We start from the raw sequence: 13,040 nt of genomic DNA, 5'->3' as shown, positions 1-13,040 counted from the left end.
GAACGTAGATTCAATGATGTGGGTGCTGCTGTTTGCCAAGTGGACGAACGGCGCCCCGAAAATCGCAAGAGGCTAAAATGGTCGTCAATACCGATCAAACGTCGTTCCTTTTCGGGAAACTGACGTGGGAATCCATCCCTTTCCATGAGCCCATTCTGATCGTGACCTTCGCGGTCGTGGCGCTCGGTGGCGCAGCCGTTCTTGGCGCGCTCACCTACTTCCGGCTCTGGGGGTATCTCTGGAAAGAATGGTTTACATCTATCGATCACAAGAAGATCGGTATCATGTACATCATTCTGGCCCTCGTCATGCTGCTGCGCGGCTTTGCCGACGCCATCATGATGCGCCTCCAGCAGGCCATCGCCTCTGGCGGTTCCGAAGGTTATCTCAACCCGCATCACTACGACCAGATTTTCACCGCCCACGGCGTGATCATGATCTTCTTCATGGCGATGCCGATGATCACCGGTCTGATGAACTATATCATTCCGCTGCAGATCGGTGCGCGTGACGTTTCTTTCCCATTCCTCAACAACTTCTCCTTCTGGATGACCACGGCTGGTGCCGTCATCACCATGATCTCACTGTTCATCGGTGAATATGCGCAGACCGGTTGGCTGGCCTATCCGCCGCTGTCTGGTATTCAGGGAAGTCCGAGTGTGGGCGTCGACTATTATATCTGGGGCTTGCAGATCGCTGGTGTGGGAACGACGCTGTCGGGTATCAACCTGATCGTCACCATCATCAAGATGCGCGCGCCGGGCATGACGCTGATGCGCCTGCCTATCTTCGTCTGGACATCGCTGTGTTCGAACATCCTGATCGTGGCGTCCTTCCCGATCCTGACCGGCACACTCGCTCTGCTCACGCTCGACCGTTATGTTGGTACGAACTTCTTCACCAACGATCTCGGTGGCAACCCGATGATGTATGTCAACCTCATCTGGATCTGGGGTCACCCGGAAGTTTACATTCTCGTGCTGCCAGCCTTCGGCATCTTCTCCGAGATCGTGTCGACCTTCTCCAACAAGCGCCTGTTCGGTTATGCCTCGATGGTCTATGCGACGGTGGTTATCACCATTCTCGCTTACGTCGTGTGGCTGCACCACTTCTTCACCATGGGTTCGGGTGCCAGCGTCAATGCCTTCTTCGGCATCACGACGATGATCATCTCGATCCCGACGGGTGCGAAGATCTTCAACTGGCTCTTCACAATGTATAAGGGCCGCATCACCTTCGATGTGCCGATGCTGTGGGCCATGGGTTTCATGATCACCTTCGTCATCGGTGGCATGACGGGCGTTCTGCTCGCCGTTCCTCCTGCTGACTTCGTGCTGCACAACTCTCTGTTCCTGATCGCTCACTTCCACAACACGATCATTGGTGGCGTGGTCTTCGGTGTTCTGGCCGGTATCGCTTACTGGTATCCGAAGGCTTTTGGTTACCGTCTCGATCCATTCTGGGGCAAGCTGTCCTTCTGGTTCTGGTTCGTCGGCTTCTACTTCGCCTTCATGCCGCTCTACGTGCTCGGCCTGATGGGTGTGACCCGGCGTCTCAGCCAGTTCGAGGATACATCGCTTCAAATCTGGTTCATCGTTGCCGCCTTCGGTGCGTTCCTCATCGCACTCGGTATCGCCTCCTTCCTCATCCAGCTCGTCGTCAGCTTCCTGCGACGCGAAGAGCTGCGTGATGTGACTGGCGATCCCTACGGTGGTCGTACGCTTGAGTGGTCCACGTCTTCGCCGCCGCCTGCCTACAACTTCGCTTTTACGCCGGTCGTGCATGAAATCGATGCCTGGGCGCACATGAAGAAGCACGGTGCCGAACGTCCCGTCGATGGCTTCATTCCCATCCACATGCCGAAGAACACCGGCACGGGCGTTATCATCAGCGCAATCAGCGTCGTCCTCGGCTTTGCACTGGTGTGGCACATCTGGTGGCTGGCAATCGTATCCTTGGTTGCGATCATCGCGGTCTCCATCGCCCACACCTTCAACTACAATCGCGACTATTACATCCCGGTTTCGGATGTGACGGAAGTCGAAGCAGAACGTACGAAGCTGCTGGCAACTCAGGCGTAACAGAATGTCTCAAGCACCTGCCCAGAGCGCCAATGGCGCAGAAAAGCCGGTCTTCTATCTTAGGGAAGACCACCACCCTGAAAACGGTACATCCATCGGTTTCTGGCTGTATCTGATGAGCGACTGCCTGATCTTCGCAACGCTCTTTGCAACCTATGCCGTCGTCGGTCGCAGCTATGCGGCTGGCCCATCGGGCGCTGATCTGTTTGATCTGAAACTGGTGGCGATCAACACCGGCTTCCTTCTCTTCTCCTCCATCACCTATGGCTTTGCCATGCTGGAGGCACAGAAGAAGAAGATCAACACCACGCTGATCTGGCTCGCCATTACCGGCCTGTTCGGCCTGGCCTTCCTTGGTCTGGAACTTTACGAGTTCTACCACCTGATCCACGAAGGCGCGACACCGCAGCGCTCCGCGTTCCTGTCTGCGTTCTTCGCGCTGGTCGGCACGCACGGTCTGCACGTCACCTTCGGCGTCATCTGGCTGGTCACACTCATGGTTCAGGTCAAGAAGTTCGGTCTGCATCCTGAAAACATGCGCCGCCTGACGTGCCTCTCCATGTTCTGGCACTTCCTTGACGTGATCTGGATTGGTGTCTTTTCCTTTGTCTATCTGGTTGGAGTTCTGTGATGAGTGCAAACACACACGACCATAGCCACGATCACGGTCATGCACATGGCCACGGCGACGATCACCACCACGATAGCGGCGAAGATCACGGCTCCTTCAAGAGCTACATGATCGGCTTCATCCTCTCGGTCATCCTGACGGCGATTCCGTTCTGGCTGGTCATGGGCGATGTTCTCGAAAGCCGTACCACCACTGTCATCGTCATCATGATCTTCGGCGTGATCCAGGTGTTCGTGCACATGATCTACTTCCTGCACATGAACACCAAGTCGCAAGGCGGCTGGACCTTTATGTCGCTACTGTTCACGCTTGTTGTGGTCATGATCACGCTCGTCGGCTCGCTCTGGGTCATGTACAACATGAACAAGAACATGATGCCGACTATGACCATGGAGCAGATGCGCAATATGCCGTAACCGGCTGGCGTCGCGATATTGCGGTCCGCGCAACAGCGGACCGCTCCTCTCCGAGAGACACAAGACCCCATGAATCGGAGAGCGGATTCATGGGGTTTTCTGTTGAGCGGGAAAGCTCCGATGACCATTCAAAATGAAACCACGCCGCGCAAGGGCATCCGCCCGGCGGCCATCGTCGTCATCCTCATGACTGTTGTGCTGACCGGCTGCCTGCTGGCGCTCGGCACATGGCAGGTGAACCGCTTGGCGTGGAAGCGCGAATTGATTGCCAATGTCGAGGAGCGCGCCCACGCCGCCCCTGTGGAAGCACCTTTGGCCAGCGAGTGGCCCACTCTGACCAACCCGTCGCAATACGAATATCGTCGCGTCCACCTGTCCGGCACTTTCCGTCATCAGGATGAGGTTCAGGTCTATACCGTCTCCGATCTTGGCCCCGGCTACTGGGTGCTGACGCCGCTGCAACGGGATGATGGCTCCTCCGTCATCGTCAACCGCGGCTTCGTTCCCACCGACAAGCGCGAGCCCTCCGCACGTCCGCAAGGTGAGGTTGAAGGCCGCGTCGATGTCGTGGGCTTGATGCGTGCACCGGAGACGGGCGGACTGTTCCTGCGCACCAATGATCCGCAAAACAATCGCTGGTATTCGCGCAATATCGTCCAGATCGCTGAGACCAAACAGATCGCAAATGCCGCGCCGTTCTACGTTGATGCGGATGCGACACCTAATCCCGGCGGCCTGCCCATCGGCGGCAAGACCATGCTCACCTTTCCCAACAACCACCTGTCCTACGCCATCACTTGGTACATTCTGGCGGGCATGGTCGTTGCTGCGGGCTGGTACGTCACGCGCAATCTCAATGCGCCGCACGCCGCACGCGTGGACGATCCCTCAGGCGTTCAAGAGAGTGCTTAAAGAAAGCGTTTCACCTTTCTCCTCCCGGTGATTATATCACTCGTTTGTTATCGCGGCCTTTGCGCCGCGTTTTTTTGGGTGACGTATGGCACGGGCTTTTCTCCTCGTTCTGGATTCCTTCGGTGTCGGTGGCGCGCCGGATGCCGAGCAATATGGCGATCTCGGCTCCAACACGCTGGGCCACATCGCCGAGTTCTGCGCCGCCGGTGCAGCGGATCGCGCAGGCCTGCGCACCGGCCCGCTGAAATTGCCGAACATGTCGGCGCTTGGCCTCTTGAACATCGCCCAGCTTTCCAGCGGCGAGGCGCCAGCGGGCATGGAGCCGCCCGAACGCATCTATGGCATCCACGGCTGCGCCAGTGAGGTGTCGAAGGGCAAGGACACGCCATCAGGCCATTGGGAAATTGCAGGCACGCCGGTTCGGTTCGATTGGGGTTACTTCCCGACGGAAGGCGATGCTTTCTCTCCCGAACTCGTCGCAGCCATTTGCGAGCAGGGTGAAGTGCCCGGCATTCTCGGCAATTGCCATGCGTCCGGTACCGAGATCATTGCCCGCTTCGGCGCAGAGCACATCCGCACTGGCAAGCCCATTTGTTACACGTCCTCAGACTCCGTTTTCCAGATCGCCGCGCATGAAACGCATTTCGGGCTGGAGCGACTGATCGCGTTCTGCCAAACCGTGCGCAAGCTGGTCGATCCGCTCAATATCGGCCGTGTCATCGCCCGGCCCTTTACCGGCGAAACCGTTGCCGCATTCGAGCGAACCGGCAATCGCCGGGATTTCTCCGTTCTGCCACCGGAGCCGACCTTGCTCGACCGTCTGGTAGAGAGGGACCGCAAGGTGCTGGCCATCGGAAAGATCGGCGATATCTACGCCTATCAGGGCGTTACCCGCGTCATCAAGGCCAATGGCAACGAAGCGCTGATGGATGCGACATTGCAGGCGATGGAAGAGGCCGAAAACGGCGATCTCGTCTTCACCAATTTCGTTGATTTCGACATGATCTACGGCCACCGCCGCGATGTGGCGGGCTATGCCGCGGCACTTGAAGCTTTCGACGCGCGCCTGCCGGAAATTCACCGCAAGATGCAGCCGGGTGATATCGCCATTCTCACCGCCGACCATGGCTGCGACCCGACATGGCGCGGCACGGACCACACCCGCGAACGCGTGCCGATCATGGCCTTCGGCCCCGGCATTCGCGAACGCAATATCGGGATACGCTCATCCTTTGCCGATATCGGCGAAAGCATCGCCTCCCATCTCAGCATACCCACTGGCCGCCACGGCAGGAGTTTCATGTGACGCCGCATTTGTTGAAAGCAGAGATACATTGCCATCTGGAAGGTGCCGCCCCGCCTGCGCTGGTGGCACAGCAGGCGAAGAAATACGGCATAGACAGCAGCAGCTTCCTGCGCGATGGCGCATACATCTGGACGGATTTTGCCGAATTCATCCGCTGCTATGATGCCGTGGCCCAGGTCTTCAAGACCGAAGAAGATTACGCGCTTCTGGCCGAGACATATCTGACCGAATTGGCCGGTGAAAACACCATCTACAGTGAACTCATCGTTTCGACCGATCACGGCGACCGTATCGGCTTAGGCGCGGATGCCTATCTCTCTGGGATCGCCGCAGGCATTGCGGCGGCCAAAGAAAAGACCGGCATCGAAGCCCGCATCATCGTCACAGGCGAGCGCCATTTCGGCCCGGAAAGCGTCATTGCCGCTGCGGAATATGCGGCTCGCGTCAAGCACCCGCTGATCACAGGCTTTAACATGGCAGGCGAAGAGCGCATGGGCCGCGTGGCGGATTACGCCCGTGCCTTCGATATTGCCCGCGACGCAGGTCTAGGCCTCACTATCCATGCAGGCGAAGTCTGCGGCGCGTTCAGCGTGACGGATGCGCTCGATCTCGTCAAACCCCAGCGCATCGGCCACGGCGTGCGCGCCATTGAAGACGGTGCACTGGTCTCGCGGCTGGTGGACCTCGGCACGGTGCTGGAAGTCTGCCCCGGCTCCAACATTGCATTGAATGTCTACCCGGACTTCGAAAGTCACCCCTTGAAGCGTCTTCGAGACGCGGGCGTGCGCGTCTGCATCAGCTCGGATGATCCGCCGTTCTTCCACACCTCGCTGGCGCAGGAGTATGAGATCGCCCGCCATGCCTTCGGCTTCAGCGATGCGCAGATCAATGCTATGACCCGTACCTCGATCGAGGCCGCGTTTGTGGACGAGGACACGCGCGCGACCCTGCTTGCCAAGCTGGATGCGCAGTCTGAAGCAGCATAAATCGGGCGGGAACGGGAGTGCAAAATGCGCTTCCGGTCTTGCGAAAGCCGCTCATTCGGTGAAATACAGAGACATCATAGATAAAAGAAAAGGCCAGCTTCATGGACGGCGTCACCGTTATCGCTCATCCCCTCGTGCAGCACAAACTCACCATCATGCGCAAGAAGGAAACGTCGACTGCCGGTTTCCGGCGTCTGCTGCGCGAAATCTCGACGCTGCTGTGCTACGAGGTCACGCGTGATCTGGAAATGACGATGGAGACCATCGAAACGCCGATGCAGACCATCGATGCGCCGGTTCTGGAAGGCAAGAAACTGGTGTTCGCCTCCATCTTGCGTGCCGGTAATGGCCTGCTGGAGGGTATGCTGGAACTGGTACCATCTGCCCGCGTCTCGCATATCGGTGTGTACCGTGATCACGATACACTTGAGGCCGTCGAATATTTCTTCAAGGCACCCGACAATCTCGATGCGCGCCTGATCATCGTGGTCGATCCGATGTTGGCGACCGGCAACTCCTCTATCGCCGCCGTCGACAAGCTGAAGGAACGCGGCGCGAAGAACATGCGTTTCCTTTGCCTGCTGGCAGCCCCCGAGGGCATCAAGAATTTTCGCGAAGCGCACCCGGATGTGCCTATCTTCACGGCCTCGATCGACAGCCACCTGAATGAACAAGGCTACATCATGCCCGGTCTCGGTGACGCGGGCGACCGCATGTACGGCACGAAATAAACATTAAAAAAGCGCCCTCAACGAATTGAGGGCGCCTGGTATCTCGGTCGGCGTTACTTCATCGTCGGCATGACGAATTCAGCACCGCTCTTGATGCCCGAAGGCCAGCGTGCCGTGACCGTCTTGGTCTTCGTCCAGAACTTGATCGAATCAGTGCCGTGCTGGTTGAGATCGCCGAAGCTTGATGCCTTCCAGCCGCCGAAGGAGTGGTAGGCCAAGGGAACCGGGATCGGAACGTTGATGCCGATCATGCCGATATTGATGCGGCTGGCAAAATCACGGGCGGCATCACCATCGCGGGTGAAGATCGCAACACCGTTGCCATACTCATGCTTCATCGGCAGGTCGAGCGCATCTTCGTAGTTCTTGGCGCGAACGACAGAGAGAACCGGCCCGAAAATTTCCTGCTTGTAGATATCCATGTCGGTAGTCACGTTGTCGAACAGGCAGCCGCCAACGAAATAGCCGTCTTCATAGCCCTGAAGCTTGAAATTGCGGCCGTCAACAACAAGCTTTGCACCTTGCTCAACGCCACTGTCGATCAGGCCGCTCACACGTGTCTGCGCTTCCTTGGTGATCAACGGGCCCATATCAGCCTTGTCATCGGTATAAGGGCCGATTTTCAGTGCTTCGATCTGCGGAATGAGCTTTTCGACCAGACGGTTCGCCGTCTCTTCGCCCACGGGAACGGCAACGGACACCGCCATGCAGCGTTCGCCCGCCGAACCGTAACCGGCACCCATCAAGGCGCTCACGGCTTGGTCGAGATCGGCATCCGGCATGATGATCATGTGGTTCTTCGCGCCACCGAAGCACTGGGCGCGCTTGCCGTTCATGGCTGCGGTACCATAAACATAGCGTGCGATGGGGGTGGAGCCGACAAACGAGATCGCGCCGATATCCGGGTTGGTCAAAATACCGTCAACCGCGCTCTTGTCACCATTGATGACGTTGAGGATGCCAGCGGGCAGACCAGCCTCGATCATCAGTTCTGCCAGACGGATCGGTAGCGATGGATCGCGCTCCGAAGGCTTGAGGATGAAGGCGTTGCCGCAGGCGATGGCGGGCGCAAACATCCACATGGGAATCATGCCGGGGAAGTTGAACGGCGTAATGCCCGCGCCGATGCCGACCGGCTGGCGAATGGAGTACATATCGATGGCAGGACCGGCACCTTCGGTAAACTCACCCTTGGAAAGATGCGGAATACCGCAAACGAATTCGCAGACTTCAAGTCCGCGAATGATATCGCCCTTTGAATCTTCCACCGTCTTGCCGTGTTCGCTGGAGAGCAGCGTTGCCAGCTCATCCATGTTCTGGTTCAGCAGCTCAACGAATTTGAAGAACACGCGCGCACGGCGCTGAGGATTGGTGGCCGCCCATTTCGGCTGCGCAGCCTTGGCGCTTTCAACGGCAGCCAGAATTTCCGCATCGCTGGCCAGAGAAAGCGTTGCTTGCACTTCTCCGGTTGCCGGATTGTAGACATTGGACGTGCGACCGCTGGTGCCAGCCACATGCTTCCCGTCGATGAAATGACCGATCTGCTTCATGGGTGTTCCTCCTGAATTTTCGATGCTGCCACCTTTGCGCTTTGAATTGCACAAATCAATAACCTCGCATAATCATCCGTTGTGCGTAAATTGAAGTTCTTCTTGACCTGAGATAAAAGATGTACCTCAATTTTTGCAAACCGGAGAAGCAGTTCAATGGCGGACAATCGCGTTGTCAGGATGGCAGAGATCGAAATAGACCCGGCTCATCTGGAAGACTATCGACGCCAGTTGGCGGAGGAAATTGAAGCATCTGTCAGGATCGAAGACGGTGTGCTGGCGTTGAGCGCTGTCGCCATCAAAGGCAGCCCCGAGAAAATTCGGGTGCTCGAAATCTACCGGGATGTCGCTGCATATGAGGCACATCTGCAGACGCCTCACTTTCTGAAATACAAGAACGGCACCGCTGGCATGGTCACGAAGCTCACGCTTTTCGAGGTCGATCCTATTATGATGTGCAGCAAATCATGAACTGGGATGATGTCCGCATCTTTCTGGCGGTTGCGCGCACGGGGCAGATCCTTGCGGCGTCCCGGCGTCTCGGGCTCAATCACGCGACCCTGTCCCGGCGGCTGACCTCTCTGGAAGAAGCGTTGAAGACGCGGCTCTTCATTCGCGGTACGACCGGCTGCGAGCTGACCGAGGAGGGTGGACGCTTTCTCGTTTCCGCCGAGCGGATGGAGGCAGAAATGCTGGATGTTCAGGCGAGCCTCGGGCGAGGCGATGCGGCAATCAGCGGTACGGTGAGGATCGGCGCACCCGATGGTTTCGGCGTCTCTTTTCTGGCACCTCGGCTGGGCCAGCTGACGGCTCGTCACCCGGAACTGAAAATCGAACTCGTGCCGGTACCGCGCTCCTTTTCGCTTTCACAGCGCGAGGCGGATATCGCCATCACCATCGAAAGGCCGGAGCAGGGGCGGCTGGTCTTTTCGAAGCTCACCGATTATTCGCTCGGCCTCTATGCCTCAAGGGCTTATGTCGAAAAACATGGACACCCGGAAGATATCGATGCGCTAAAGCAGCATCGCCGCATCGGTTACGTGGAAGACCTGATCTTTTCCCCATCCTTGAATTTCACCGGCGAGATCATGCGGGACTGGGACGCAAGCTTTGCCATATCGAGCGCCATCGGCCAGACCGAGGCGGTGCGTTCAGGGGCAGGCGTCGGCATCCTGCATGACTATATAGCACGGGGAGAGGCAGAACTTGTGCGCCTTTTGCCCGACATTTCCATCCGCCGTTCCTACTGGACAGCCTTTCACGAAAACGCGCGACAACTCGCCCGCGTCAAGACGGTCGTAGAGTTTCTGCAGGAATGCATTGCCGGGGAAAGACGGATGTTCCTGTAAATGCTCCTACGACAGCAGGCTGTCAGAGGGTCCGCAAAGAGATCAGATAGAAAGCCGCATGTCCGGTGATGACCTGAGTTTGTGTCTCGATCAGCGCGGCATCCAGAGCATCGAGATCGACGGCTTGGCCATCCGTTTTCAACGACATTGTACCCATCGCGAGAACAAAAACCGTTTCGCCGATTGTCGGAGGCTCGATAAGAATGTTCTCCGACTTCCGTTCCACCCGATGCGAAAACCTGCCGCGACGGGTCATGACATTGAGATCGGTAATGGGTCCATCCACAAGAACCGCACTGACCGGAACGTCGGCAGCAAAGCTGAGAGGTTCGCTGGTTTCGTTCATCACGATCGGCACGGCCCTATTTATTGACAGCGACATGCCGTTTCCATCCAAAATGGATAGCGTTCGATCAATGCCGGGAAAAATCGAAAATGGCCCGTCACTGGCAACCGTCGCCATGCTGATGCGCCAGTCGAAATCATCGATTGAGGCATCTGGCGGAAAGACGGCGATTTCCACCGTCTCCCCGCCGCCGTTCTTCCAAGGCATGCGCTTGTATTCCCTTGCGCGGAAGAGCTTCATGGCATTCAGTTACCGAGAATGCCGGGCAGACGAAGACCCTTTTCCCGGGCGCAATCCAGCGCGATGTCATAACCGGCATCGGCGTGGCGCATGACACCGGTTGCCGGGTCGTTCCACAGCACACGGTCCAGACGCCGCGCCGCGTCTTCGGAGCCATCGGCGCAGATGACGACACCGGAGTGCTGCGAAAAGCCCATGCCGACACCGCCGCCGTGATGCAGCGAAACCCATGTCGCGCCCGACGCGGTATTGAGCAGTGCGTTGAGTAGCGGCCAATCGGACACGGCGTCGGAGCCGTCCTTCATTGCTTCCGTTTCCCGGTTGGGCGAGGCCACGGAGCCGCTATCGAGGTGATCGCGACCGATGACGACGGGTGCCTTCAGCTCCCCGCTTTTCACCATCTCGTTGAAGGCCAGCGCCAGTCGGTGCCGGTCACCAAGGCCGACCCAGCAGATGCGGGCGGGCAGGCCCTGAAAGGATATGCGCTCGCGCGCCATGTCCAGCCAATTGTGCAGATGCGTGTTGCCGGGTGTCAGTTCCTTCACCTTGGCGTCGGTCTTGTAGATATCTTCGGGATCCCCCGAAAGCGCTGCCCAGCGGAACGGGCCTATGCCACGGCAAAACAGCGGGCGGATATAGGCAGGCACGAAGCCGGGGAAGGCGAAGGCATTTTCGAGGCCTTCTTCCTTGGCGACCTGGCGGATATTGTTGCCGTAATCGAGTGTCGGAACGCCGGCATTCCAGAAATCGACCATGGCCTGAACCTGAAGCTTCATAGAGGCGCGGGCTGCGGCTTCAACCGCTTTCGGGTCGCTCTCCTGTTTGGCGCGCCACTCGGCAACCGTCCAACCGACCGGCAGATAGCCGTGAACAGGATCATGTGCCGAGGTCTGGTCGGTGACGATATCAGGGCGAATGCCGCGCTTGACCAGTTCGGGGAAAATCTCCGCCGCATTGCCAATGAGGCCAACGGATTTCGCCTCACCTGCCGCAGTCCATTGGTCGATCAGCGCCAAGGCCTCATCCAGCGTATGGGCTTTGGCATCGACGTAGCGGGTGCGCAGACGAAAATCGACGCGGGTTTCATCGCATTCCACGGCAAGGCAGCAAGCCCCGGCCATGACCGCGGCCAGCGGCTGTGCGCCGCCCATGCCGCCAAGCCCGCCCGTCAGTATCCACTTGCCCTTAAGGTTGCCGTCATAATGCTGGCGACCGGCCTCCACGAAGGTTTCGTAGGTGCCCTGCACGATGCCCTGCGTGCCGATGTAAATCCACGAACCGGCGGTCATCTGGCCATACATGGCCAGTCCCTTTTTATCGAGTTCGTTGAAATGCTCCCACGTTGCCCAATGCGGCACGAGGTTGGAGTTGGCGATCAGTACACGCGGCGCATCCTTGTGGGTCCGAAACACGCCGACCGGCTTGCCGGATTGCACCAGCAACGTCTCGTCCTCATTGAGGTCTTTCAGCGTTGCGACGATGCGGTCGAAATCCTCCCAGGTGCGGGCGGCACGGCCAATGCCGCCATAGACGACCAGTTCATGCGGGCGTTCAGCCACTTCGGGGTCGAGATTGTTCATCAGCATGCGCAACGGCGCTTCGGTCATCCAGCTTTTGGCGTTGAGCTCGGAGCCTCGGGGGCTGCGGACTTCCCGTTCGTTGTGGCGCGGATTGGTCATGATGGTCTCCCCATATCGTTGGCGTGCAGCGCAAAGTCTTCCATGCGGGTCAGAATGTCTTTGAGGTGAATGCGAAGCTTTCCAGCCTTTTCAGCGTCATAGGCGAAGGGCGGCGCTTCCGTTGCCAGATGCGTGGATTGCGCCAGTTCCATCTGGATGGCGTGAACACCTGTCTTTGGATTTCCATATTCCCGCGTCGTCCAGCCACCCTTGAAGCGCCCGTTGAGCACGGACGTGTAGCCTTGCGCACTCGCTGTCACATCGACGGCGATGGCTTCGATACCAAGGTTGCAGGTACGGCCCATATCTGTGCCAATATTGAAATCCGGCAAAGTACCCGCAAAAAGGAACGGGATGTCAGAGCGGATGGAGTGGCAATCATAGAGAATGGCGATGCCATGGATGGCCTTTACCCGTGCGATTTCCGCTGAGAGGGCTGCGTGGTAGGGCGCGTGGAAGGTTGCCAGACGGTGTGCGATATCCGCTTCCGTCGGTTCTTGCCCTTCTTTCCAGATCGGCTTGCCATCGAAATCCGTTGTCGGAACCAGACCGGTCGTGTTCTGGCCCGGGTAGAGGCTGGAGCCCTGCGGATCACGGTTCGCGTCGATGACATAGCGGTGGAAGGTCGCGCGCACGGGGGTCGCATCATCCAGCAACCCGGCATAGAGATCGTGAATGTGCCAGTCGGTATCGGCAAGCATTTTGCCGTTATCGTTCAGGCGCTCCCAAACATCCGGGGGCATATCGGTTCCCGTGTGCGGCAGGCCGAGGATGATAGGAGAGGAGCCCTTGTGGGTTTCGAAAACAGGCATC

The 13,040-nt window shown here is 58.2% G+C and carries 13 protein-coding genes; 9 read left to right on the top strand and 4 right to left on the bottom strand.

The features are described 5' to 3' along the window. Nucleotides 1-77 precede the first annotated feature (77 nt). From cyoB to upp, 7 genes are all read left to right on the top strand, one after another. On the top strand, nt 78-2,081 hold the full coding sequence (cyoB, locus tag QRN55_RS17920; RefSeq protein ID WP_284777732.1) for a cytochrome o ubiquinol oxidase subunit I: 2,004 nt from the start codon (nt 78-80) through the stop codon (nt 2,079-2,081). 4 nt (nt 2,082-2,085) lie between these two features. After that, complete coding sequence (cyoC, locus tag QRN55_RS17915; protein ID WP_284777731.1) at nt 2,086-2,712, top strand: cytochrome o ubiquinol oxidase subunit III; 627 nt, start codon at nt 2,086-2,088, stop codon at nt 2,710-2,712. After that, entirely contained in the window at nt 2,712-3,128 is a 417-nt protein-coding gene (cyoD, locus tag QRN55_RS17910; protein ID WP_112497825.1) for a cytochrome o ubiquinol oxidase subunit IV, read from the top strand. The genes cyoC and cyoD overlap by 1 nt, the downstream gene beginning before the upstream one ends. Nucleotides 3,129-3,248: 120 nt before the next feature. Further along, the gene (locus QRN55_RS17905) at nt 3,249-4,040 is read left to right on the top strand and encodes an SURF1 family protein (protein ID WP_284777730.1); all 792 of its coding nucleotides are present in this window, start codon (nt 3,249-3,251) and stop codon (nt 4,038-4,040) included. Between the two features lie 85 nt (nt 4,041-4,125). Next, a complete protein-coding gene (locus QRN55_RS17900) occupies nt 4,126-5,346 on the top strand; it encodes a phosphopentomutase (RefSeq protein WP_284777729.1) in 1,221 nt (406 codons plus the stop codon). Next, on the top strand, nt 5,343-6,332 hold the full coding sequence (locus QRN55_RS17895; RefSeq protein ID WP_284777728.1) for an adenosine deaminase: 990 nt from the start codon (nt 5,343-5,345) through the stop codon (nt 6,330-6,332). The genes QRN55_RS17900 and QRN55_RS17895 overlap by 4 nt, the downstream gene beginning before the upstream one ends. Nucleotides 6,333-6,433: 101 nt before the next feature. Beyond that, nucleotides 6,434-7,063, top strand: coding sequence for a uracil phosphoribosyltransferase (gene upp / locus QRN55_RS17890; protein WP_077102204.1), 630 nt, complete (start codon nt 6,434-6,436; stop codon nt 7,061-7,063). 53 nt (nt 7,064-7,116) lie between these two features. On the opposite strand, the gene QRN55_RS17885 is transcribed toward upp, so the two are convergent. Further along, a complete protein-coding gene (locus tag QRN55_RS17885; protein WP_284777727.1) occupies nt 7,117-8,613 on the bottom strand; it encodes a CoA-acylating methylmalonate-semialdehyde dehydrogenase in 1,497 nt (498 codons plus the stop codon). 156 nt (nt 8,614-8,769) lie between these two features. Between QRN55_RS17885 and QRN55_RS17880 the strand changes: the two genes are divergently transcribed. Both QRN55_RS17880 and QRN55_RS17875 read left to right on the top strand, forming a co-directional pair. Beyond that, on the top strand, nt 8,770-9,084 hold the full coding sequence (locus QRN55_RS17880; RefSeq protein WP_284777726.1) for a putative quinol monooxygenase: 315 nt from the start codon (nt 8,770-8,772) through the stop codon (nt 9,082-9,084). Next, nucleotides 9,081-9,962, top strand: coding sequence for a LysR family transcriptional regulator (locus tag QRN55_RS17875; protein WP_284777725.1), 882 nt, complete (start codon nt 9,081-9,083; stop codon nt 9,960-9,962). Before QRN55_RS17880 ends, QRN55_RS17875 begins: the two co-directional genes overlap by 4 nt. Nucleotides 9,963-9,984: 22 nt before the next feature. Here the strand turns inward: QRN55_RS17875 and QRN55_RS17870 are convergent, their stop codons facing one another. From QRN55_RS17870 to hutG, 3 genes are read right to left on the bottom strand one after another with little or no spacing between them, the layout of a single operon-like run. After that, nucleotides 9,985-10,548 carry a HutD/Ves family protein gene (locus QRN55_RS17870; RefSeq protein ID WP_284777724.1) on the bottom strand — a complete coding sequence of 188 codons (564 nt, stop codon included), beginning with the start codon at nt 10,546-10,548 and terminating at the stop codon, nt 9,985-9,987. A gap of 5 nt (nt 10,549-10,553) precedes the next feature. After that, entirely contained in the window at nt 10,554-12,227 is a 1,674-nt protein-coding gene (gene hutU / locus QRN55_RS17865) for a urocanate hydratase (protein WP_284777723.1), read from the bottom strand. Next, nucleotides 12,224-13,039, bottom strand: coding sequence for an N-formylglutamate deformylase (hutG, locus tag QRN55_RS17860; RefSeq protein ID WP_284777721.1), 816 nt, complete (start codon nt 13,037-13,039; stop codon nt 12,224-12,226). Before hutG ends, hutU begins: the two co-directional genes overlap by 4 nt. Nucleotide 13,040 lies beyond the last annotated feature (1 nt).

The organism is Agrobacterium sp. lyk4-40-TYG-31 (assembly GCF_030209855.1).
In the GTDB taxonomy this organism is placed as follows: Bacteria; Pseudomonadota; Alphaproteobacteria; order Rhizobiales; family Rhizobiaceae; genus Agrobacterium; species Agrobacterium vaccinii.
Note: the sequence above shows the minus strand (reverse complement) of the source record. Positions and strands in the feature narration are given on the sequence as shown.

What these genes read in the sequence shown, in the direction of transcription:
- hutU (WP_284777723.1), bottom strand. Translation starts at nt 12,227, where the DNA reads ATGACCAATCCGCGCCACAACGAACGGGAAGTCCGCAGCCCCCGAGGC.
- upp (WP_077102204.1), top strand. Translation starts at nt 6,434, where the DNA reads ATGGACGGCGTCACCGTTATCGCTCATCCCCTCGTGCAGCACAAACTC.
- QRN55_RS17885 (WP_284777727.1), bottom strand. Translation starts at nt 8,613, where the DNA reads ATGAAGCAGATCGGTCATTTCATCGACGGGAAGCATGTGGCTGGCACC.
- QRN55_RS17870 (WP_284777724.1), bottom strand. Translation starts at nt 10,548, where the DNA reads ATGAAGCTCTTCCGCGCAAGGGAATACAAGCGCATGCCTTGGAAGAAC.
- QRN55_RS17880 (WP_284777726.1), top strand. Translation starts at nt 8,770, where the DNA reads ATGGCGGACAATCGCGTTGTCAGGATGGCAGAGATCGAAATAGACCCG.
- QRN55_RS17875 (WP_284777725.1), top strand. Translation starts at nt 9,081, where the DNA reads ATGAACTGGGATGATGTCCGCATCTTTCTGGCGGTTGCGCGCACGGGG.
- QRN55_RS17900 (WP_284777729.1), top strand. Translation starts at nt 4,126, where the DNA reads ATGGCACGGGCTTTTCTCCTCGTTCTGGATTCCTTCGGTGTCGGTGGC.
- cyoB (WP_284777732.1), top strand. Translation starts at nt 78, where the DNA reads ATGGTCGTCAATACCGATCAAACGTCGTTCCTTTTCGGGAAACTGACG.
- cyoD (WP_112497825.1), top strand. Translation starts at nt 2,712, where the DNA reads ATGAGTGCAAACACACACGACCATAGCCACGATCACGGTCATGCACAT.
- QRN55_RS17905 (WP_284777730.1), top strand. Translation starts at nt 3,249, where the DNA reads ATGACCATTCAAAATGAAACCACGCCGCGCAAGGGCATCCGCCCGGCG.
- cyoC (WP_284777731.1), top strand. Translation starts at nt 2,086, where the DNA reads ATGTCTCAAGCACCTGCCCAGAGCGCCAATGGCGCAGAAAAGCCGGTC.
- hutG (WP_284777721.1), bottom strand. Translation starts at nt 13,039, where the DNA reads ATGCCTGTTTTCGAAACCCACAAGGGCTCCTCTCCTATCATCCTCGGC.